This window comes from Erythrobacter oryzae (assembly GCF_030271515.1).
GTDB classification, from domain to species: domain Bacteria; phylum Pseudomonadota; class Alphaproteobacteria; order Sphingomonadales; family Sphingomonadaceae; genus Erythrobacter; species Erythrobacter oryzae.
Genome location: NZ_JASCXI010000002.1, coordinates 670,524 through 689,920 on the forward strand (window position 1 = coordinate 670,524; position 19,397 = coordinate 689,920).

The window sequence follows — 19,397 nt, forward strand, 5'->3', positions numbered from 1 at the left end:
GGCGGCCTGGCTTATTACAACCCATGATAAGTTGTATTCGGGTGCTATTGTTGCCCGTTTGCATCGACTCTGGCATCAGGCCGCCATGAACACCGCGATGCCCCACGATTTTCTGCCCCGGCCTTCCGAGAGCGAGGCGGCTATCCTCGGCCATGTCCTGCGCAATCCGGGCACGGTCCAGCCGGCGATCGCGCGCGATTGCGGATTGTCGCAGCAGACCGTCTCGCGGCTGGTGGGCGAGCTGGTCGATCGCGGCGCGCTGGTGCTCGGGACCCGCAAGGCCAGCGGGCGGCGCGGCCAGCCGAGCGTCTCGATCATGGTCGAGGCCGATTACGCCTATTCGCTGGGGATCGCGCTGATGACCGACGCGCTGTCGGTGGCGCTGATGGACTTTGCCGGCAATGTCGTCGGCCACGAGCAGATCACCATGCCGGTGATGAGCCGCAAGGCGGTGTTCGCGCGGCTCGAGGAGATCCGCGCCCGCCTGCTCGCGCGCGCCCCGGCCGCGCGGGAGCGGCTGGTGGGGGCGGGGATCGGCATTCTCGGGCCCTGCCTCGACGGCAAGTCGCGCTTCAACCCGCCGCGCGCGCTCGACGAATTCGCGATGGTGCCGATCGACGAGCTGTTCGCCGAGCGTCTCGGCCTGCCGTGCTGGGCCGAGAGCGACGGCAATGCCGCCGCGGTGGGCGAGAGCTTCCTCGGGGTCGGCCGCCAATATGCCAATTTCGTCTACATCTATGTCGCGGCCGGCCTCGGGGGCGGGGTGATCCTGGGCAACCGCCTTTTGCGCGGATCGCACGGCAACAGCGGCGAGATCGGGCGGATGCTGCCCTGGCGCAATTTCCAGATCCCGACGCTCGAGACGCTGCTCCATTCGCTGCGCTCTTCGGGGGTCGAGCTCGACGGGCTGTCGACCATGCTCGCGCGGTTCGATCCCGACTGGCCGGGGGTCGACGAATGGATCACCCGCAGCCGCGACCAGTTCTCGCTGATCGCCTCGGCCATCGCGGCGCTGCTCGACCCCGAGGCGATCGTGCTGGGCGGTCGGATCCCGCGGGTGCTGGCCGAAAAACTGATCCCCGCGATCGAGCTGTTCGACGACGCCCGCCGCCAGGAACGCCGCCCCCTGCCGCGGGTGATGCTCTCGCAGACCCAGTTCGAAGCCTGCGCGGTCGGCGCGGCGATGCTGCCGCTGGAGCAGCGGTTCTATTCGAGCATGCTCTAGCGGCGGGACGAGCGAACCGGGGCAGCCTCAATTATGTGACAATAATGACACGTTTCGGGCGTTGAGCGGCTTTTTCCCGCCTTCTGCGTATCTCTAAGGCTTGGCAGACACGCCATCATTTTACATCAATGGACCCATCAGCCCGAGGGACGGGCAAACTGCAACAGGTGGGCACAATGAATATTTCGCTTTTTTCGCGCGGAAAGCGCGCCACTTTGATGCTGGGCGTCGCGCTCGGTGCGGTGGTCTCGTCGCAGCCGGTGTTCGCGCAGGATGCAGCCGAGGACGAGCAGGCTGTCGAAGAAGAAGCCGCGCCTGCGTCCGACGCAATCGTCGTCACGGGCTCGCGCATCCGCTCGGTCACCCCGTTCAACAGCCCGGACCCGATCGCGGTTCTCGACCCGGAAGTCGCCAAGAAGGAAGGCCGCACCGATCTTGCGAGCACGCTGCAGGGCTCCTCGATTGCCGCCGGCTCGACCCAGGTGACCGCGGCGCTTTCGTCCAACTTCGTCACCAACGGCGGCCCCGGCGCGCAGACGATCGATCTTCGCGGTCTCGGTGCCAACCGCACCCTGGTGCTGCTCAACGGCCGCCGCGCTGGCCCTGCAGGGACCCGCGGGGGCGTGTCGTCTTTCGACCTCAACGTGCTGCCGCTGTCGATCGTCAGCGACATCCAGATCCTCAAGACCGGCGCCTCGTCGGTCTATGGTTCGGACGCGGTTGCGGGCGTGGTGAACATCTTCACCAAGAACAAGCTCGACGGCTTCACGCTCGATCTCAACGCCTCGGTGCCGTTCGATAGCGGGGGCGAGAACTTCCGCGTCAGCGGCGCGTGGGGCACGACCTTCGACCGCGGCCACATCATGATCGCAGGGGACTACACCAAGACCCGCGAGCTCGCCCGTGGCGACCGCTCCTATCTCGCCTGTCCGGAAGCCAACATCTTCGATACGAACGGCAATCGTTCCGACCTGATCGACCCGCGCACCGGCCAGCCGCATTGCGAAGACCTGCGCTGGGGCCACATCTGGACCTATAACCTGATCGACAACCTGCGGCTCGACGGCCCGGGCGGCCCTGACACCGGGATCCAGACCACGCCCGGCGCGGTCAACCTGCTGCAGTACCAGTATGCCAGCGGCCCGGGTGCGGGCACGCTCGGCATCCCCGCCTTTGGCGCACCCGCATACCCGGGCGACTTCGGCGCTCCGGCGGGCTGGTTCCCGACCGGCTACAACGCCGCTTCGATGGCGGTGCAGAACGCCTACCACCCCTTCGTCGAGCAATCGACCATCATCCCCGAAACCGACCTCTACACGGCCTATGCCGAAGGCGCATTCGAGATTTCGAGCGCGGTCGAGGTGTTCGGCGAGTTCCTGTTCAATCGCCGCGAAACCTACCAGAACGGCTGGCGCCAGTTCTGGAACTTCGGCTACACCGGTGACCTCTACGGCACGGGCACGCCCGCCACGCTGTGGGCCCCGGGCTTCACCGGCGTCAACCTGCTGAGCCCGACCGGCATCACCGACCTGTCCGACAACAGCCAGCGCGTCGACTACTATCGCGGTGTCGCCGGTGTGCGCGGCGAAATCAGCAGCAAGGGCAACTGGACCTACGACGTCCACGCCCAGTACAGCCGCAGCATCGGCCGCTATCGCAGCCAGCAGATCCTGCAAGACGTCTACGACACCGGCTACTTCCAGACCTCGTCCTGCGTCGGCACCGTGACCCCGATTTCGGGCAAGCAGTGCATCGACCTGCCCTGGACCAACCCGTTCTTCCTGCGCGGGGAACTCACGCCGCAGCAGGCCGACTTCCTCACCGACTGGGAAGAGGGCCGGACGCTCTACACCCAGAAGACCGCCGAAGCGATCTTATCGGGCGAGCTCGTGACCCTGCCCGGCGGCCCGCTGGCCGTCGCGCTCGGGGCCTCGATCCGCGAGGACAAGATCAACGACACGCCCGGCGAAATCACGCTGGCGGCCAACGCCTGGGGCGCCTCGGCGAGCGGCATCACGGCGGGCAAGAGCCTGACCACGGAAGCCTTTGCCGAAGTCAACCTGCCGATCCTGTCGGACATGAAGTTCATCGAGGAGCTGACCCTGTCGGGCGCGGGCCGCGTCACCAACGTCAAGGCCACGCGCGCGTCCGACGGACGCGAGGACGAGGACAACGGCAACTGGACCTACAAGATCGGCCTCAACTGGACGGTGACCGACTGGCTGCGCTTCCGCGGCAGCTTCGGCACCTCCTACCGTGCGCCGGCACTGTTCGAGCAGTTCCTTGCCGACGAGACCAGCTTCGTTCCGCAGAACCGCATCGATCCCTGCGTCGCCTGGGGCGCAAACCTGGCGGCGGGCGCGATCTCGCAGCGCCGTGCGGATAACTGCGCGGCTGACGGCATCCCGGCCACCTATGCCGGCGGTGGCATCAGCGCGACGATCATCTCGTCGGGCGGTCTGGGCATCCTCGAGTCCGAAACCTCCGAGGCGCTCGTGGTCGGCACGATCCTGACGCCGAGCTTCGGCTTCCTGCCCGATACCGACATCAGCATCGCGGTCGACTATTTCGAAATCGACGTCGAAGGCGAGATTTCGCAGCTGGGTGCGGGCACGATCCTGGCGGGTTGCTACGACTCGCTCACCTTCGCGACCGAGCCCCTGTGCAACCTCTTCACGCGCGGTCAGAACGTGTCTGCCCCGTTCCAGATCGCCACGGTACGCGACTCGTTCATCAACGTATCGAGCCAGAAGAACACCGGCATCGACCTGTCGGTCCGCATCGGGCACGATCTGGGTTCGCTCGGCAAGTTCTCGCTCACGGCGGACATGACCTGGCAGATCACGGACGAGTCCCAGCTGCTGCCGACCTCGCCCGTGCTGAACGAAAACGCGCTGGTGGGTTCGCCCCGGTGGGTTGGCGATTTCCGCGCCAACTGGGAGCACCCCTCGGGCTTCAGCCTGTTCTACGGGGTGAACGTGGTCGGTTCGGCCAGCTCGCGCGAGCTGTTCGACCGCGGCCGGCCGACGGCCAATGGCTGCCTGCGCTCGTTCAACAACCAGGGGACGGCCGACCCGGCGGACGATCTGCCGATCTACGGGACCTACTGCCCCGATCTCGACGTCCCGGCGACCTTCTACCACAACATCTCGATCACGCAGGAGATCGCCGATGGTCGCTTCACGATCACCGCGGGCGTGTCGAACCTGTTCGACACCCGTCCGCCGCGGGTCTCGGTGTTGAACGGCAACACGATCGGCATGCTGGGCCCGGTGGTCGCGGCATCGCAATACGACTTCGTGGGGCGCCGCGGCTTCATCAACGTCTCGACGAAGTTCTGATCGCTTCCACCCACGGCACAACGGAGAGGCGGCATGGCAACATGCCGCCTCTTCTGTCATAGACGGGCCGAGGAGACCGCTTTCCCAATGCCCGAGATTTTCGTCAAGGCCGACACGCTCGACGCCGAGAACGCCCGCTTCGCTCAAGGACGCCTGCAGCAGCCGGTGTTCCTCAATTCGGTGCCCAAGAGCGGCAGCCACCTCTTGCGCAACATCCTGCGCATGTTCGTGCCGGTGGACCAGCAATATGCCGCCGACTTTATCCAGTGGCCCACGCTCCAGCAGCACCGCCGCGCCTTCGATCCCGCCCGCCCGGCGCTGAGCTGGGGGCACCTGTTCTTCGCCGATGCCTCGGTCGTCGAGACAGCCGCTTGCCGCCGGATCGTGCTGTTCCGCGACCCCTATGACTGGGTGATCGCGCGGGCACGGTTCCTGCTGTCGGACCAGTTCTCGGGCAACACCGACCATCTCAAGAACGGCGAGATGAGCACCGACGAGCTGTTGACGATGATGATCTTCGGCCTGCCGGGCAAGCTGCCCTCGCTCAATGCGATCTACGAGCTCAATGCGGTCGCATGGCTGGGTGCGCGGGCGCATATGCTGAAGCTGGAAGACCTGACCGAGGCGCTCCGCAGCATTGACACGCCCGCGGCGGAGAGCTTCTTCGCCGGACTGCTCGAAGCCTGCGGCATCGCCATGCCGGAAGACTGGCGCGAGCGGGTCAGGATCGGCGCCGACCCGGCGCAAAGCGGCACGGCGCGCGACAACCTCACCGGCATTGCGATCACCTTGCCGGGCCATCTGGAGGAGCGCCACAAGGCGCTGGTCGATTACCACGCGCCCCGGCTTCGCGCCGTGCTCGGATATGCCTGAAGCGGGCGCGCGAATGACTGCCAGCACCGTCTCCACCGCGATCTACCCGCGCCTGTCCGAGGCGATCCGGCTGCGCGAGCAGGGGGACACCCACCGGGCCGCGCAACTGGTAATGGCGCACCTCAGGGAACGGCCCGACGAGCCGCGCGGGCTTGCCCAGCTGGGCCTCATTGCAGCCCAGACCGGCGCGCTCGGCCAGGCTGAGCACTTCCTGCGCCGGGCGCTGACGCTGGGAGAAAAGACCCCCGAACTGCTGCGCACCCTCGCTTCGGTTTACAGCCAGCAGGAACGGCTGCAGGTGGCGGAAAGCTTCACCCGGCGGCTGATCGAGGAAGAGGGCGATCTCCAGCTCCGCTCGCTCCGCGCGAATGTGCTCGACCGCATGGGGCGGCACGACGAAGCGATGGCGATCCAGAAGCAGCTGGTCGAGGAAGACCCCCGCAGCATCCCGCACCTGCTCGCCTACGGATACAGCCTGCGCGCCGCCGGCGATGTCGAGGGTGCAATTGCCGCCTATCGCAAGGCCGTCGCCATCGACGACGAATATGGCGAGGCGTGGTGGGGCCTCGCCGGCATCAAGCGCAAGGTGCTGACCGACGCCGATATCGCCGCGATGCAGCAGGCGCTGACGATCGCCATCGACGAGCGCAACATCGCCCCGCTCAATTTCGCGCTGGGGCGGGCGTTCCATGACCGCGGCGACTTTGCGAGGGCCTTCCATCACTACAGCGAGGGCAACCGCATCCGCGCCGAGGCGATCGGTTACGATGCGCGCGCGCTGACCGACGAGGTCGCCGAGGTCGAGCGCATGGCCGATGCCGATTTCCTGCGGCGCATGCCATCGGCGCCGCTCGGCACCGACCAGCCCGTCTTCATCATCTGCCTGCCGCGCTCGGGCTCGACCTTGCTCGAGCAGATGCTCGGCAGCCACCCCGCGATCGAGCCGGTGGGCGAATTGCCCTATATCCCCGCGATCCTGCGCTCGTTCATGGAGATCAGCACCCGCCGCCAGAAGGTATCGGTGCCGCAGGCGATTGCGGCCATGACCGACCAGCAGGCCGCGCTGCTGGGGCAGGACTACCTTGCCCGCGCGCGGCTGCACCGCAAGACCGACCGTCCCTATTTCATCGACAAGCTCCCGCAGAACTGGAGCAACATCCTTTTCATCCGCCGAATTCTGCCCCAGGCCCGCTTTATCGACATCCGCCGGCCAGCGATGGACTGCTGCTTTTCGAACTTCTCGCAGTCCTTCACCGCCGCGCACGCCTCCTCCTTCGCGCTCGAGGACATCGGGCAGTGCTATGCCGACTATGTGCGGCTGATGCGGCACTTCGACACCGTGGCCCCCGGCATGATCCACCATGTCAGCTACACCGGGCTGGTCGACGATCCGCAGGCGACCTTGCGCCCTGCGCTCGATTACCTCGGGCTCGGCTGGGACGATGCCATCGCGGCGTTCCACAAGCTCGACCGGGTGGTGCGCACGCCGAGCAGCGAACAGGTGCGCCGCCCCCTCAACCGCGACGGCATGGAGGTCTGGCGCCCCTATGCCGAGTGGCTGGGCCCGCTGGAACGAGTGCTCGGCGAACTTGCAGCCGGCTGATAGCGATTTCGGCGGAATGGCGCGGCGACAACGGCTCAAGGTCTATTTCGACGGCGGCTGCCGGCCCAATCCGGGCAGGATCGAGGTGGCGGTGGTCGCGCGCGGGGTGACCCGTTTCTTCGACGACCTCGGTTGCGGCACGAGCAGCGATGCGGAATGGCTGGCCCTGCGTCTGGCGCTGGAGGTTGCGCAATCGCTGGACGAGCCCGACTTCGATCTGATCGGCGATTCTCTGGAGGTCATCCGCCAGGCCAGCGGCGCGTCCCGTCCCGGCTCGGATGCCGCCACGGGGCACCTCGCCCGATATGAGGAATGTGCGGCAAACGGGCGGCCCCGACGCGTGAAGTGGACGGCGCGCGGGCAAAACCTCGCCGGCATCGCCCTCGCACGGCGTAATGCCTCACACTGACAAAAGGGTGGTGCCGGCTGCAGGGATCGAACCCGCGGCCCCCTGATTACAAATCAGGTGCTCTACCATCTGAGCTAAGCCGGCTTACCGTTCCCGGCCCATAATCCTAGACCGCGCCGAAAGTCCACCCTTCGGTGCGGGCGACCTCGGGGGTGAGGGCGGGGGGGTGCCACAGCTCGCGCGTCGTGTGCACGCGACGCAGCCACGCGGCGGTCAGGAGGGCGTCGGCGGAATGGTCGTCGATCACGCCCGTGCCGCTCACCGGGGGCGAGCCCAATACGTCCAGCGTATCGTTCAGCGCCTCGATGCTGCGCAGCTTGGTCGCCGTGCCCGTCATCCCGCCGAGGCGGGCGGCCATCGAGGTGTAGATCTCGGTCACGACCGAGCCCTCGCCCGGCAACGGGTCGATCGGCCATACCGGCAGGCGGCCCTCGAGGCGGTGGAGCATCCGCATCCCCGTGAGGCTCGACTTGCCGACCTGCGCCGCGCCGACGAGGTTGAAGTTGCTCACCGGTCGCACACCCTGTGCACGCTGCGCCGCCTCGGCGAGGCGGAAGCGGCCCTCGCGGGTGGCGGCACCGGGGAGGAGGAAGCGGTCGCCGGTCGCACCTGCGCCGTGGCGGAAATAGCGCGCGGCCTCGGGGTGGGCGAGGAAGCCGCCCGCCTCGAGATGCGGGTCGGCGGCGCACAGGCTGTCGATCAGCGCCCACAGCGCCCGCGCATCGGGCGGCGAGGCGTCCCAGCCGGGGAAGAACGCGCCCGCGTCCGCGTGGGGCAGCGAGATGCCGAGATCGAGCCCGACCAGCGTCGGCCGCTCCAGCCCCGCGAGCAGCGCCAGCACCTCGGCTCTCGCCCACCCGCGCGGATCGGGCGGGGCGAGCAGCGCCGGGGGGCCTCCCTCGGCCTTGGCGAGCGCGACGGCGATGCCCTTCTGGCGAGGCCCTTTCGCCCCCGACCAGTCGACCGCGAGGAATTGCGTGAAGCGGGATGTCACGGGCAGGGGCCAGTCGCGATTCTCCAGCCTGCGCTTTCGGCGGCGTGGAAGGTGGTGCGGTTACCGTCCTGATCGCGCATCGCGATGCCGACGCAGGTTTCGCCCTTCCAGCCGGAGATCGACCACTCGCCGTAGGTGCCTGCGAAAATCTCCGGCTCAGTGAACCGTGCCGTCTCCCCCTCGTCTTCGAAGGCCGACGCATCCCCGCCCAGCAGTGCTAGGCCATCTGGGTGCACTTCCCATACGCCGTAACCATTGAGCGCGCCGAAGCCGCTTTCGGAATACTCTACGCTGGCTAACCGCGTCCCGCCGGGCGAGAAGACCGGGCGCGCGCCGGTCTCGATCACGACGCCATTGCCGGCGCGGTCGAAGACCCGGTAGCCATAGGCTTCGAAGCCCTGCCACTCCCAACCGAGCAGTCGATCTTCGCGCAGCCATGCCATGTCGGCGATGGCGCTGACCCAGACATTGTTGTCGCAGATGGTTTTGCCCCACTGCGTAAGCAGTGCCAGTTCGGTCGGGCTGGACTTGGCGACGCGGTCGAAAGCCTTGGGTATCGAGACGGGATCGCCGGGGAGCGGATCGTCCTCGCTCGCAACATGCTGCGCATTGCAGAAGGCGATGTCGGGCAAGGCGGCAGGCGGAGCTGCGTCCTGTGCGTTCCCTGCCGATGCCAGAGCCGCAACGGCCAGCCAGAGAGCGAGCCGCGCCATCACCGCTTCCGTTTCACGACTGGCTTCATCGCTGCAGCCTGCTCGTGCGCGAGGCGGATCGTGTCGCGCACCCGCTCGGGATCGGGAGTGTCATAGCGCACAAGCACGGCGGCGTAGCCCTCGTAATGCGGGGTCTGCCAGAAGGTCTCGGGGCCGGTCGCCATCAGCATTTCGGCGGTGGCGATGTCGATGTGGAGCACGAAGGAGGTATCGCCCTCGCGCCCCGTGCCGAGGAAGGCGCGGCCGTTCGCCGCCACCTTCACCGCGGGCTTGCCGTAGTGTTTCGACAGCTCGGTGCCCGGCAGGGTGAGCGCGAAGTCGCGCGCGGCCTCCCAGCTGTCCAGCGCGCCGCTCATCCGCGTTCCCTCCGCAGCTTGTCCCAATAGTCGAGGCGCTTTCTCACCTCGCGCTCGAACCCGCGTTCGACGGGGGTGTAGAACTCTTCGGGCGTCATCCCCTCGGGCCAGTAATTGTCGCCCGAAAAGCCGTCCGCCGCGTCGTGATCATAGGTGTAGCCCGCGCCGTAGCCGATGTCCTTCATCAGCTTGGTCGGCGCGTTGAGGATGTTGGCGGGCGGGGCGAGGCTGCCGGTCGCCTTCGCCGCCTTCCACGCCGCCTTCTGCGCCATGTAGGCCGCGTTCGATTTGGGCGCGGTCGCAAGGTAGATGCAGGCCTGCACCAGCGCCAGCTCGCCCTCGGGGCTGCCGAGGAAGCGGTAGGCCTCCATCGCCGCCATGCATTGCGGGAGCGCCTGCGGGTCGGCCATGCCGATGTCCTCCACCGCCATGCGCACCAGCCGCCGCGCGAGGAAAAGCGGCTCCTCCCCCGCCGTCAGCATCCGCGCCAGCCAGTAGAGCGCGGCCTGCGGATCGCTCCCGCGCACCGATTTGTGGAGCGCCGAGATAAGGTTGTAATGCCCGTCGCGGTCCTTGTCGTAGACCGCGACCCGGCGCTGCAGGAAGTTCCCGAGACCCGCAGGGTCGAGGGCCTCCTTCAGCTCTGCGGCATAAAGCGTCTCCGCCTGCCCGAGCAGAAAGCGCCCGTCGCCGTCGGCCTGCGCGATCAGCGCGGCGCGCGCTTCGGGGGTGAGGGGTAGGGGGCCTTCCAAACCTTCCGCCTTCGCCAGCAGCGCTGCCAGCGCCGCCTCGTCCAGGCGGTTCAGCACCAGCACCTGCGCGCGGCTCAGCAGTGCGGCGTTCAATGCAAAGCTCGGGTTCTCGGTGGTCGCGCCCACCAGCGTCACCACCCCGCGCTCGACAAAGGGCAGGAAGCCGTCCTGCTGCGCGCGGTTGAAGCGGTGGATCTCGTCGACGAAGAGCAGCGTCTTGCGGCCCGCCTTGGCCATTGTCTCGGCCTCGGCGAAGGCCTGCTTGAGGTCGGAGACGCCCGAGAACACCGCGCTGATCGCGGCGTAGCGCATCCCTACGGCATCGGCGAGCAGGCGGGCGATGCTGGTCTTGCCGGTGCCGGGCGGGCCCCACAGGATCATGCTGGAGAGCCGCCCGGCCGCGACCATCCGCCCGATCGCGCCCTCGGGGCCGGTCAGGTGCTCCTGCCCCACCACTTCGGCGAGGAGCCGCGGGCGCAGCCGGTCGGCCAGCGGTGCGTCGGCGGAGGGCGCGGAATCGTCGCGGGCAGCCTCGGGGGCGTCTTGTCCGAACAGATCAGTCATTCGTCGGTCGAGATAGGCCATCGGTCAGAAAAGGAAACTCCCGCCCGGCACTCCACTTGAAACGATAGCTCTAAGATATATCTTGGGTGTATCGCTGATATAGGCGAGGAGGAACGAATATGACCTGGAACCGGTATGGCCGCGGTGGCGGCTGGGAAAAGCTCGCCGAGGCAATGGCGACGATGGCTATGAACGGGAACGTCAACTTCGGCGGCCCCGGCTTCAAGATGCGCGCGCGCTTCGACGAAGAATTTCCGCGCGGCCGCGAGGCCGATGGCGAAGAAGGCGGGCCCGAGGGCTATCGCGGCCGCCGTGGCCGCCGCGGGCGGATGTTCGGCCAGGGCGAGCTGCGCCTCGCGCTGCTGGCGCTAATCGCCGAGAACCCCTCGCATGGCTACGAACTCATCAAGGCGATCGAGGAAATGACCGGCGGCGACTATGCTCCGAGCCCGGGCGCGGTCTACCCGACGCTCCAGCTGCTCGAGGACGAAGGCGCGATCGAGGAAGCCGAGGCCGAGGGCGCGAAGAAGCCCTTCGCCGCCACCGCCCAGGGGCTCGAGGAGCTCGAGGATCGCCAGGACGAGGTCAAGGCTCTGCTGCGCCGCCTCGGCCGGCACGGCGAGCGCACCACCACCGTCCGCTCGCACGACGTGTTCCGGGCGATGGGCAACCTCGGCTCGGTGCTCAAGAACCGCGCCAAGGCGGGCAAGCTCGACGAGGAGACGATCAACCAGATCGTCGACATGATCGACGAGATGGCCAAGCGCATCGAGCGGCTCTGACGTTACGGCAAGCGCTGTTGCAGCGCGTGCAATAAAGGCATATCCTCTCCCCCGTCCGGGTCGCAGCGGATGGGGGAGGGGAAGCCCATGACCGAAGTCAGTGCACATCGCAGCCCGACGCCGTGGCACCTGTGGGTGGTCGGCATTGTCACCCTGCTGTTCAACAGCATGGGGATCATCAGCTACACCATGACCAAGCTCGGCATGCTCGACCAGACCGGCATGACCCCGGAGCAGATCGCCTTCATGGACACCTATCCGGCGAGCGCGAGCGCGCTGTGGGCGCTGGGGGTGTGGGGTGCCTTTGCCGGGTCCGTGCTGCTGCTGCTGCGCTCGAAATGGGCGGTTGCGGCGATGGTGGTCGCGCTGGCCGGGCTGGCCGGGCTGACGGTGGTGGAGACGCAGGTGATGGACATCGCTGCCGGGCTAGAGACGCCGCTGCCGCTCAAGATCACCATCTGGGTGGTGACGCTGTTCCTGCTGTTCTACGCCCGGGCGATGGCGGCGAAGGGCGTGCTGAAGTAACGCCCTCAAGTAGCGAAGCGGTAGGGCGACAAACTACGCCTTCCCGCGCCGCTCCTCGACCAGCTGGACATAGGTGTCCGCGACCACGGCGTTGATCGCCTCCCACGAATATTCGCAGGCGCGCGTCTCGCCCGCCGAGCCGTGTGCCGCCCGCAGCGCCGGGTCGGTGCAATAGGGCGCGAGCGCGGCGGCGAAGCCTTCCGCGTCGGTCTTCATGCTGCCCGAGGGCGCGACCAGCCGCCCGGTGACCCCGTCCGCGACAAGGCTCGCGCTGCCCGTCGCCCCCGCGGCGACCACCGGAAGCCCGCTCGCCATTGCTTCCAATGTGACGTTGCCGAAGGTCTCGGTGACTGACGGGTTGAAGAACACGTCCCCGCTTGCGAGCGCCTGACCCAGTGCCTCGCCGGTCTTGAACCCGGCGAAAATCCCGCCCGGCAGGTTCGACTCGAACCAGCCGCGCGCGGGGCCGTCGCCGATCACCAGCACCTTGTGGAGGGCACCCATCGCGCGCAGCCGCGCGGCAGTTTCGGCGAAGACGTCGAGGCCCTTCTCCATCACCAGCCGCCCGAGGAAGACGATCGCGACGTCCTCGTCCGCAAGGCCGAGCGAGCGCCGCCATTCCGGATCGCGCCGCGCGCTGGAGAAGATCGTGCGGTCCACCCCCCGGCTCCACAGCCCGATGCGGGTGTGCATCCCCATCGCCAGCAGCTCGTCGATCATCGACTGCGAAGGCGCCACCAGCGCGTCACAGCGGTTGTAGAAGCGCTTCAGGCCCTTGACGATCAGCGGCTCGAGGAAGGCCATGTTGTAGTAGCGCGGATAGGTCTCGAAGCGGGTGTGGACGCTGGCGAGCACCGGCAGCCCGCGCGCGCGCGCCCAGCGCAGCGCGGCGTGGGCGGACAGGTCGGGCGAGGAGAGGTGGACGATGTCCGGCGCGAAGGCCTCGAGATCGCGCTTCACCGCGCGGCTGAGGTGCGTGGGAAAACGGTATTCCCCGCGCCCCTTCACCGGCATCGGCACATTGGGCACGCCGACGAGGTCGCCGGTCGGAGCGAAATCGGGATTGGCGACCTTGGGCGAATAGACGCGCACCTTCGCGCCCTTCGCAAGCAGCGAACCGACGAGGCGATTGAGGGCCTGGTTGGCCCCGTCGCGGGTGTAGTTGTAGTTGCCGCTGAACAGGGCAATGCGGAGATCGGATACGTCCATGGAGCCGCCCCCTTAAGCGAGCGGGCCGGATTTTGCGAGAGGCAGGTTCAGTCCCGACCCTTTCTTCATTGACTTGTCACCAGCCCCCACTAAAGCCGCCCACGGGCCACGCGGTCCCAACGCCGCGCGTGCTCTCTGCAAGGAGAGAATACATGACTGAGTACACTCGCGGGCTCGCGCACGAGCCTACGCTGAAGCCTGAGCGCCCCTTCTTTTCCTCGGGCCCCACGGCGAAATTCCCCGGCTGGTCGCTGGACAAGCTCAAGACCGAATCGCTTGGCCGCTCGCACCGTTCGAGCCTTGGCAAGGCGCGGCTGAAATATGCGCTCGACCTGTCGCGCGAACTGCTCGGCATTCCTGACGATTACCTGATCGGCATCATGCCCGCGTCCGACACCGGCGCGATCGAAGCCGCCATGTGGTCGATGCTCGATCCCGCGCGCCCCGTCACGGTCGCGGCGTGGGAAAGCTTCGGCAATGTCTGGATTCAGGATGCGGTCAAGCAATTGAAGCTGCCCAACCTTCAAGTGCTGACCGCCGATTATGGCCAGATCCCCGATCTCACCACCATCCCCCAGCGCAATGACGTGGTGTTCACCTGGAACGGCACCACCTCGGGCGCGAAGATCCCCAACACCGACTGGCTCGAAGCCGGGCGCGAGGGTGTGACCATCAACGATGCCACCAGCGCGATCTTCGCGATGGAGATGGATTGGGCCAAGCTCGATGCCACCACCTATTCGTGGCAGAAGGTGCTGGGTTCGGAAGCCCAGCACGGCATGCTGATCCTTAGCCCCAAGGCGATCGAGCGGATCGAAAGCTACGATCCGGCATGGCCGCTGCCCAAGCTGTTCCGCATGAAGAAGGGTGCCAAGCTCAACCGCGGCATCTTCGAAGGTGAGACGATCAACACCCCCTCGATGCTGGCGACCGAGGATTACATCGCCTCGCTCGAATGGGCCAAGTCCATCGGCGGCCGCAAGGCGCTGATCGCGCGCGCCGATGCCAATGCGCAGATCGTCAAGGACTGGATCGAGGCCACCCCGTGGCTGCGCAACATGGCGACCGACCCCGCGCTCCAGACCAACACCGGCGTGTGCATGGTCTTCCAGGGCGACTGGTACGAGAGCCTCTCGGCCGACGAACAGGCTGCGGTGCCCAAGAAGATCGTCAAGCTGCTCGAAGAGCGCAATGTCGGCTTCGACTTCAACGGCTACCGCGACGCGCCGCCGTCCTTGCGCATCTGGTGCGGCTCGACTGTCGAGCAGGAGGACATCAAGCGCCTGCTGCCGTGGATCGAGTGGGCCTACGAGAAGGTCAAGAACGGCTGAGGCCGTCCTTATTCGCGTCTCCCCGGACCTGATCCGGGGCCGCTTTCCCCAATGCACCAGCGCGTGATGCGCGCGATCCCGGGTCAGGCCCGGGATGACGATGGAAGGTATTTCCCATGACCAAGCCCAAAGTTCTCATTTCCGACAAGATGGACCCCAACGCCGCGCGCATTTTCGAAGAGCGCGGCTGCGATGTCGATGTCATCACCGGCGAAACGCCCGAACAGCTGATCGCGCGCATCGGCGAATATGATGGCCTCGCGATCCGCTCCTCGACCAAGGTGACCAAGGCGATCCTCGATGCGGCGACCAACCTCAAGGTCATCGGCCGCGCCGGGATCGGCGTCGACAATGTCGACATCCCCTATGCCAGCGGCAAGGGCGTCGTGGTGATGAACACCCCCTTCGGCAATTCGATCACCACCGCCGAACACGCCATCGCGCTGATGTTCGCGCTCGCGCGCCAGCTGCCCGAAGCCAATGCCCAAACCCAGGCCGGCAAGTGGCCCAAGAGCGGGTTCATGGGCGTCGAAGTCACCGGCAAGACCCTCGGCCTGATCGGTGCCGGGAACATCGGATCGATCGTCGCGAGCCGCGCGCTCGGCCTGCGGATGAAGGTGATCGCCTATGATCCCTTCCTGACCGAGGACCGCGCCATCGAACTCGGGATCGAGAAGGTCGATCTCGACACGCTCCTCTCGCGCGCCGACTTCGTCACGCTGCACACCCCGCTCACGGACGAGACCCGCAACATCCTCAGCCGCGAGCGGCTCGAGAATGCCAAGAAGGGCATCCGCATCATCAACTGCGCCCGCGGCGGGCTGATCGACGAGGCGGCGCTGAAGGAGTGCCTCGAGAGCGGGCAGGTGGCAGGCGCCGCGCTCGACGTGTTCGAGACCGAACCTCCCGCCGCCGACCACCCGCTGTTCGGCACCCCCAACTTCATCTGCACCCCGCACTTGGGCGCATCGACCACCGAAGCGCAGGTCAACGTCGCGCTCCAGGTCGCCGAGCAGATGGCCGACTATCTCGTCAACGGCGGCGTCACCAACGCGCTCAACGTCCCCTCGCTGAGCGCCGAGGAAGCCCCCAAGCTCAAGCCCTACATGGCGCTCGCCGAGAAGCTGGGCTCGCTGGTGGGCCAGCTCGCCCACGGCAACCTCACCCAGATCGGCATCGAGCGCGAGGGTGCGGCGGCGCAGCTCAACGGCAAGCCGATCACCGCGGCGGTTCTGGCGGGCTTCATGCGCCGCTATTCGGACACGGTGAACATGGTCAACGCGCCGTTCCTCGCCAAGGAGCGCGGGTTGGCGGTGAGCGAAGTGCGCCACGACCGCGACGGCGCGTTCAACACGCTGGTGCGCGTCACCGTGGAGACGGCGCAAGGCCCGCGCTCGGTCGCCGGCACGCTGTTCGGCACCGAAGCCCCGCGTTTGGTCGAGATCTTCGGCATCGGGATCGAGGCCGAGCTGTCGGGCCACATGCTCTACATCGTCAACGACGACAAGCCGGGCTTCATCGGCCGCATCGGGACACTGCTGGGCAGCCACGGCATCAACATCGGCACCTTCAACCTCGGCCGCCGCGAAGCGGGCGGGGAAGCGGTGCTGCTGCTGAGCCTCGACGAGGCCCTCACCCCCGCCGTCATCGCCGAGGCCGAGAAGGTCGAGGGCGTGAAGATGGTCAAGGCGCTGGCGTTCTGATCTCTCGCCCATCATCGTCATCCCGGACTTGATCCGGGATCGCTCGACGCTCGGCTCCCAGCCCATCGTCAGCGATCCCGGCTTTCGCCGGGATGACGATTTGGGTAGGGGCATTGCAACATGACCAAGCCCAACGACCTCCTTCCCGAAGGCCTCGAGGACCGCCTGCCTTTGGAAGCCGCGCGGATCACCGCGATGATGCGCGCCTGCCTCGATGTGCTGGACGCCCACGGCTATGACCGGGTGCGCCCGCCGCTGCTCGAGTTCGAGGCCTCGCTCGCGGGCCGCATGGCGGGCGTCACCGTCGGCGAGACGAGCGCGATGTTCCGCTTCGTCGACCCCGCTTCCTTACGCACCCTCGCTCTGCGCTCGGACATCACCCCGCAGGTCGGCCGCATCGCCGCGACCAGCCTCGCCGCCGCCCCGCGCCCGCTGCGGCTCGCCTATTGCGGCGACACCGTGCTGATCAAGGCCAGCCAGCTCGATCCCGCTCGTGAACGTCTCCAGCTCGGGGCCGAGCTGATCGGCGCGGACAGCGTGTCGGCCGCGGCCGAGGTGGTGATGCTCGCGGTCGAGGCGCTGAAGGCCGCGGGGCTCACCGGCATCGCGGTCGACTTCACCCTGCCCGACCTCGTCGACACCCTTGCGGCCAACACCTTCCCCCTCACCCCCGACCAGATCGAGGCCGTCCGCCGCGAGCTCGACACGAAGGACGCGGGCGGGCTCAAGGCCGCAGGCGGCGCGGCCTACCTGCCGCTGCTCTACGCCACCGGCCCGCTCGAGAGCGCGCTCGCTGCGCTTCGCGCGGTCGATGCGGGCGGCGCCCTCAAGTCGCGGCTCGACGGGCTCGAGGCCATCGCGGCCGCCGTCGGCGACGCCGCCACCATCACCCTCGACCCGACTGAGCGCCACGGCTTCGAGTACCAGTCGTGGTTCGGCTTCACCCTCTATGCGGAAGGCCTGCGCCGCGCGGCGGGGCGGGGCGGCACCTACCGTATCGCCGGGAGTGAGGAGCCCGCGACCGGCTTCACCCTCTACCTCGACCGCCTCGCCGACATCGCCCCGCAGCCCGAGGCGGTGCGCTGCTGCTACCTCCCCGCCGGCCACGACCGCGCGGCGGCGGCGGCGCTGCGGTTCGAGGGTTGGCGCACCATCGCGCAGCTGAGTGCGGACGAGGACCCGGAGGCCTTGGGCTGCGACTACATCCTGCAAGGCACCTCGCCCGTGGCGCTGGAGAACGTCCGGTGACCAGCAAGCCCACCCCGATCACCCTCGCCAACGACCCGCTCGCGCCGTACCTGATCGCGCCGGGCTGGCGCGTCGGCGACCTGCTGTTCCTCTCCGGCCAGGCGAGCATCGGGCGGGACGGCAGCATCGTCGGTGTCGGCGACTTCGACGCGCAGCTCGCCCAGACCTTCGCCAATATCGAGACCGTGCTGGCGGCGGGCGGGAGCGACCTTTCCAAGGTGGTGAAAGTCACCATCTACCTCACCGACATGGCGAACTTCCCCGCCATCCTCGAGGCCCGCAAGCGCTGGTTCACCCCGCCATACCCCGCCGACACGACGGTCGAGGTCAAGGGCCTCGCGCTCCCCGAACTGATGGTCGAGATCGACGTCATCGCCAGCGTGTGAGGGCCGCTCGCCCTCACCCCAGCACTTTCCGCAGCCATGCGTCCATCACCGGGGTCGCGGGGTAGTCGGGCTCGCCGAGCTTGCGGTTGATCTCCATGTGGCCGCGCAGGCCCTCGCCCGGGAAGCCTGCGACCTCGGCCTGCGATCCGCCAGCCTTGAGCGCCGCGGCGAGCCGCTTCGACTGGTCGACCGCATCGGGGCGCTGGACGTGGAGCAGCAGGAAGGCCGGGGCATTGGGCGCAGCCGCTTGCCAGATCGGCGAAAGCGCCTTCTGCCGCGCGGGGTCCGTCCCGAAAGCCTGCTGGTAGGTGTCGAGCATCATCGGCCCGGCCATCGTGAACTGGGTGGCGACATCATAGGCCGCGCCGTCATTGGGTATCACCCCGTCGATGTCGGCGAAGCTGAGGCCGACCGCCTTCAGATAGCGCTCGTCGGTCCCCACCAGCGCCACCAGATGCGCGCCCGCCGAGTGGCCGGTCAGCACCACGCGGGCCCGGTCGATCCCGTATTCGTCGGCGCGCGCCAGCAGGTGGGCGAGCGCGGCGGCCACGTCTGCCGCCTGCTGCTCGACCGTGGCGGCGGGCACCAGCCGGTAGTCGATCGAGGCGAAGGCATAGCCCTGTTCGAGCATGTGGCCGGGCAGGGCGCGGCTCATGGCGTTGTCCTTGCTTCCGCGCTTCCACCCGCCGCCGTGGACGAACAGGACGAGCGGCGCGGGGCCCGTGCCCTCGGGCAACCAGAGGTCGAGCGCCTGCAAGCTGTCGGAGCCGTAGGCGAGCGTGCGGGTGGGCGGGGTCTTCGCCCCTTGGTCTGCCCCGCCGCCGCCGCCGCGGCGCTGCTCCATCCGCTCGCGCAAGGCGGTGCGGCACCCTTCGGAGAGCTGGCTCGCCTTCTCCGCAAGGCAGGTGCGCATCTGCGCGCGGTCGGTGCCGCACAGCTTGACGATCTCGGCGCGGCACTCGCGCGGCAGGCGTTCGCCGCCGCCCATTCCCCCCCCGGGGCGTTGCTGGGCGAGGATCGGGCTGGCGAGTGCGGCGAGCGCTCCGGCGGCGAGGAGGAGTTTGGCGGAGGTGTTCATCGGAAGGTGTCCTCGAGTGTGGCGATTCTCACCTCCCAACGCGCCACCTGCCCAAACCCTTCGCGTAAGAGCCCCGCGGTTCAGGCTGCGCCGTGCAAGGCTGAACCATGAGACACATGAGACACTGTCCAGAGGCAGAAATCTCTCCCCCGCGCGGGCCCACCACCAGAGCGCCGCCGGACGCGCGGGAGACAGGGGCAGGGGGGCAATCGGCGGGCATGTCAGGCAGCCTGCCGCGCAGGGAGCGTGTAGGAAAGCGAAATAGGAAAGCGCCCCGCTTGCCTCTCCCGCCTCAACCGCCTAGG

The 19,397-nt window shown here is 67.8% G+C and carries 17 protein-coding genes and 1 tRNA gene; 11 read left to right on the plus strand and 7 right to left on the minus strand.

What is annotated here, in order from left to right; genetic code table 11:
• The first annotated feature begins 85 nt into the window (after window positions 1–85).
• The 5 genes from PFX90_RS07770 to PFX90_RS07790 all read left to right on the plus strand — a co-directional run bounded on the left by PFX90_RS07770 (window position 86) and on the right by PFX90_RS07790 (window position 7,451).
• Window positions 86–1,225 (plus strand): ROK family transcriptional regulator, encoded by a 1,140-nt coding sequence (locus tag PFX90_RS07770; RefSeq protein WP_285711823.1) that lies wholly within the window; start codon window positions 86–88, stop codon window positions 1,223–1,225.
• Window positions 1,226–1,401: 176 nt separating this feature from the next.
• Window positions 1,402–4,566 carry a TonB-dependent receptor domain-containing protein gene (locus PFX90_RS07775; RefSeq protein ID WP_285711824.1) on the plus strand — a complete coding sequence of 1,055 codons (3,165 nt, stop codon included), beginning with the start codon at window positions 1,402–1,404 and terminating at the stop codon, window positions 4,564–4,566.
• An 87-nt stretch (window positions 4,567–4,653) separates the two neighbouring features.
• Window positions 4,654–5,439: a hypothetical protein gene (locus PFX90_RS07780; RefSeq protein ID WP_285711825.1), complete on the plus strand. Its 786-nt coding sequence runs from the start codon at window positions 4,654–4,656 to the stop codon at window positions 5,437–5,439.
• Between the two features lie 13 nt (window positions 5,440–5,452).
• Window positions 5,453–7,042: a tetratricopeptide repeat-containing sulfotransferase family protein gene (locus PFX90_RS07785; protein ID WP_285711826.1), complete on the plus strand. Its 1,590-nt coding sequence runs from the start codon at window positions 5,453–5,455 to the stop codon at window positions 7,040–7,042.
• Between the two features lie 16 nt (window positions 7,043–7,058).
• Window positions 7,059–7,451 (plus strand): ribonuclease HI, encoded by a 393-nt coding sequence (locus tag PFX90_RS07790; RefSeq protein ID WP_285711827.1) that lies wholly within the window; start codon window positions 7,059–7,061, stop codon window positions 7,449–7,451.
• A gap of 8 nt (window positions 7,452–7,459) precedes the next feature.
• Here the strand turns inward: PFX90_RS07790 and PFX90_RS07795 are convergent.
• The 5 genes from PFX90_RS07795 to PFX90_RS07815 form a co-directional block, all read right to left on the minus strand.
• Window positions 7,460–7,535: transfer RNA gene (locus tag PFX90_RS07795), tRNA-Thr, on the minus strand.
• 22 nt (window positions 7,536–7,557) lie between these two features.
• The gene (locus tag PFX90_RS07800) at window positions 7,558–8,445 is read right to left on the minus strand and encodes a hypothetical protein (protein ID WP_285711828.1); all 888 of its coding nucleotides are present in this window, start codon (window positions 8,443–8,445) and stop codon (window positions 7,558–7,560) included.
• Window positions 8,442–9,158: a hypothetical protein gene (locus PFX90_RS07805; protein ID WP_285711829.1), complete on the minus strand. Its 717-nt coding sequence runs from the start codon at window positions 9,156–9,158 to the stop codon at window positions 8,442–8,444. The genes PFX90_RS07800 and PFX90_RS07805 overlap by 4 nt, the downstream gene beginning before the upstream one ends.
• Window positions 9,158–9,514 carry a hypothetical protein gene (locus PFX90_RS07810; protein WP_285711830.1) on the minus strand — a complete coding sequence of 119 codons (357 nt, stop codon included), beginning with the start codon at window positions 9,512–9,514 and terminating at the stop codon, window positions 9,158–9,160. Before PFX90_RS07810 ends, PFX90_RS07805 begins: the two co-directional genes overlap by 1 nt.
• Window positions 9,511–10,830 (minus strand): replication-associated recombination protein A, encoded by a 1,320-nt coding sequence (locus PFX90_RS07815; protein WP_285711831.1) that lies wholly within the window; start codon window positions 10,828–10,830, stop codon window positions 9,511–9,513. Before PFX90_RS07815 ends, PFX90_RS07810 begins: the two co-directional genes overlap by 4 nt.
• A gap of 119 nt (window positions 10,831–10,949) precedes the next feature.
• Here PFX90_RS07815 and PFX90_RS07820 point away from each other — a divergent pair, with 119 nt between their 5' ends.
• Both PFX90_RS07820 and PFX90_RS07825 read left to right on the plus strand, forming a co-directional pair.
• Window positions 10,950–11,612 (plus strand): PadR family transcriptional regulator, encoded by a 663-nt coding sequence (locus PFX90_RS07820; RefSeq protein WP_285711832.1) that lies wholly within the window; start codon window positions 10,950–10,952, stop codon window positions 11,610–11,612.
• Window positions 11,613–11,699: 87 nt separating this feature from the next.
• On the plus strand, window positions 11,700–12,137 hold the full coding sequence (locus PFX90_RS07825; RefSeq protein WP_285711833.1) for a hypothetical protein: 438 nt from the start codon (window positions 11,700–11,702) through the stop codon (window positions 12,135–12,137).
• Window positions 12,138–12,170: 33 nt separating this feature from the next.
• Here the strand turns inward: PFX90_RS07825 and PFX90_RS07830 are convergent, their stop codons facing one another.
• Window positions 12,171–13,346, minus strand: coding sequence for a glycosyltransferase family 4 protein (locus tag PFX90_RS07830; RefSeq protein ID WP_285711834.1), 1,176 nt, complete (start codon window positions 13,344–13,346; stop codon window positions 12,171–12,173).
• A 152-nt stretch (window positions 13,347–13,498) separates the two neighbouring features.
• Between PFX90_RS07830 and PFX90_RS07835 the strand changes: the two genes are divergently transcribed.
• From PFX90_RS07835 to PFX90_RS07850, 4 genes are all read left to right on the plus strand, one after another.
• Window positions 13,499–14,677 carry a phosphoserine transaminase gene (locus tag PFX90_RS07835; RefSeq protein ID WP_285711835.1) on the plus strand — a complete coding sequence of 393 codons (1,179 nt, stop codon included), beginning with the start codon at window positions 13,499–13,501 and terminating at the stop codon, window positions 14,675–14,677.
• Window positions 14,678–14,793: 116 nt separating this feature from the next.
• Entirely contained in the window at window positions 14,794–16,380 is a 1,587-nt protein-coding gene (gene serA / locus PFX90_RS07840; protein ID WP_285711837.1) for a phosphoglycerate dehydrogenase, read from the plus strand.
• 120 nt (window positions 16,381–16,500) lie between these two features.
• The gene (locus PFX90_RS07845; protein ID WP_285711838.1) at window positions 16,501–17,628 is read left to right on the plus strand and encodes an ATP phosphoribosyltransferase regulatory subunit; all 1,128 of its coding nucleotides are present in this window, start codon (window positions 16,501–16,503) and stop codon (window positions 17,626–17,628) included.
• Entirely contained in the window at window positions 17,625–18,014 is a 390-nt protein-coding gene (locus tag PFX90_RS07850; protein ID WP_285711839.1) for a RidA family protein, read from the plus strand. Before PFX90_RS07845 ends, PFX90_RS07850 begins: the two co-directional genes overlap by 4 nt.
• A gap of 13 nt (window positions 18,015–18,027) precedes the next feature.
• Here PFX90_RS07850 and PFX90_RS07855 read toward each other — a convergent pair whose 3' ends face one another.
• Entirely contained in the window at window positions 18,028–19,092 is a 1,065-nt protein-coding gene (locus PFX90_RS07855; RefSeq protein ID WP_285711840.1) for an alpha/beta hydrolase, read from the minus strand.
• Window positions 19,093–19,397: the final 305 nt, after the last annotated feature.

Bases quoted from the DNA above. Each gene is read 5' to 3' on its own strand.
- PFX90_RS07770 (WP_285711823.1), top strand. From the start codon at position 86: ATGAACACCGCGATGCCCCACGATTTTCTGCCCCGGCCTTCCGAGAGC.
- PFX90_RS07775 (WP_285711824.1), top strand. From the start codon at position 1,402: ATGAATATTTCGCTTTTTTCGCGCGGAAAGCGCGCCACTTTGATGCTG.
- PFX90_RS07780 (WP_285711825.1), top strand. From the start codon at position 4,654: ATGCCCGAGATTTTCGTCAAGGCCGACACGCTCGACGCCGAGAACGCC.
- PFX90_RS07785 (WP_285711826.1), top strand. From the start codon at position 5,453: ATGACTGCCAGCACCGTCTCCACCGCGATCTACCCGCGCCTGTCCGAG.
- PFX90_RS07790 (WP_285711827.1), top strand. From the start codon at position 7,059: ATGGCGCGGCGACAACGGCTCAAGGTCTATTTCGACGGCGGCTGCCGG.
- PFX90_RS07805 (WP_285711829.1), bottom strand. From the start codon at position 9,158: ATGGCGCGGCTCGCTCTCTGGCTGGCCGTTGCGGCTCTGGCATCGGCA.
- PFX90_RS07810 (WP_285711830.1), bottom strand. From the start codon at position 9,514: ATGAGCGGCGCGCTGGACAGCTGGGAGGCCGCGCGCGACTTCGCGCTC.
- PFX90_RS07815 (WP_285711831.1), bottom strand. From the start codon at position 10,830: ATGACTGATCTGTTCGGACAAGACGCCCCCGAGGCTGCCCGCGACGAT.
- PFX90_RS07820 (WP_285711832.1), top strand. From the start codon at position 10,950: ATGACCTGGAACCGGTATGGCCGCGGTGGCGGCTGGGAAAAGCTCGCC.
- PFX90_RS07825 (WP_285711833.1), top strand. From the start codon at position 11,700: ATGACCGAAGTCAGTGCACATCGCAGCCCGACGCCGTGGCACCTGTGG.
- PFX90_RS07830 (WP_285711834.1), bottom strand. From the start codon at position 13,346: ATGGACGTATCCGATCTCCGCATTGCCCTGTTCAGCGGCAACTACAAC.
- PFX90_RS07835 (WP_285711835.1), top strand. From the start codon at position 13,499: ATGACTGAGTACACTCGCGGGCTCGCGCACGAGCCTACGCTGAAGCCT.
- serA (WP_285711837.1), top strand. From the start codon at position 14,794: ATGACCAAGCCCAAAGTTCTCATTTCCGACAAGATGGACCCCAACGCC.
- PFX90_RS07845 (WP_285711838.1), top strand. From the start codon at position 16,501: ATGACCAAGCCCAACGACCTCCTTCCCGAAGGCCTCGAGGACCGCCTG.
- PFX90_RS07855 (WP_285711840.1), bottom strand. From the start codon at position 19,092: ATGAACACCTCCGCCAAACTCCTCCTCGCCGCCGGAGCGCTCGCCGCA.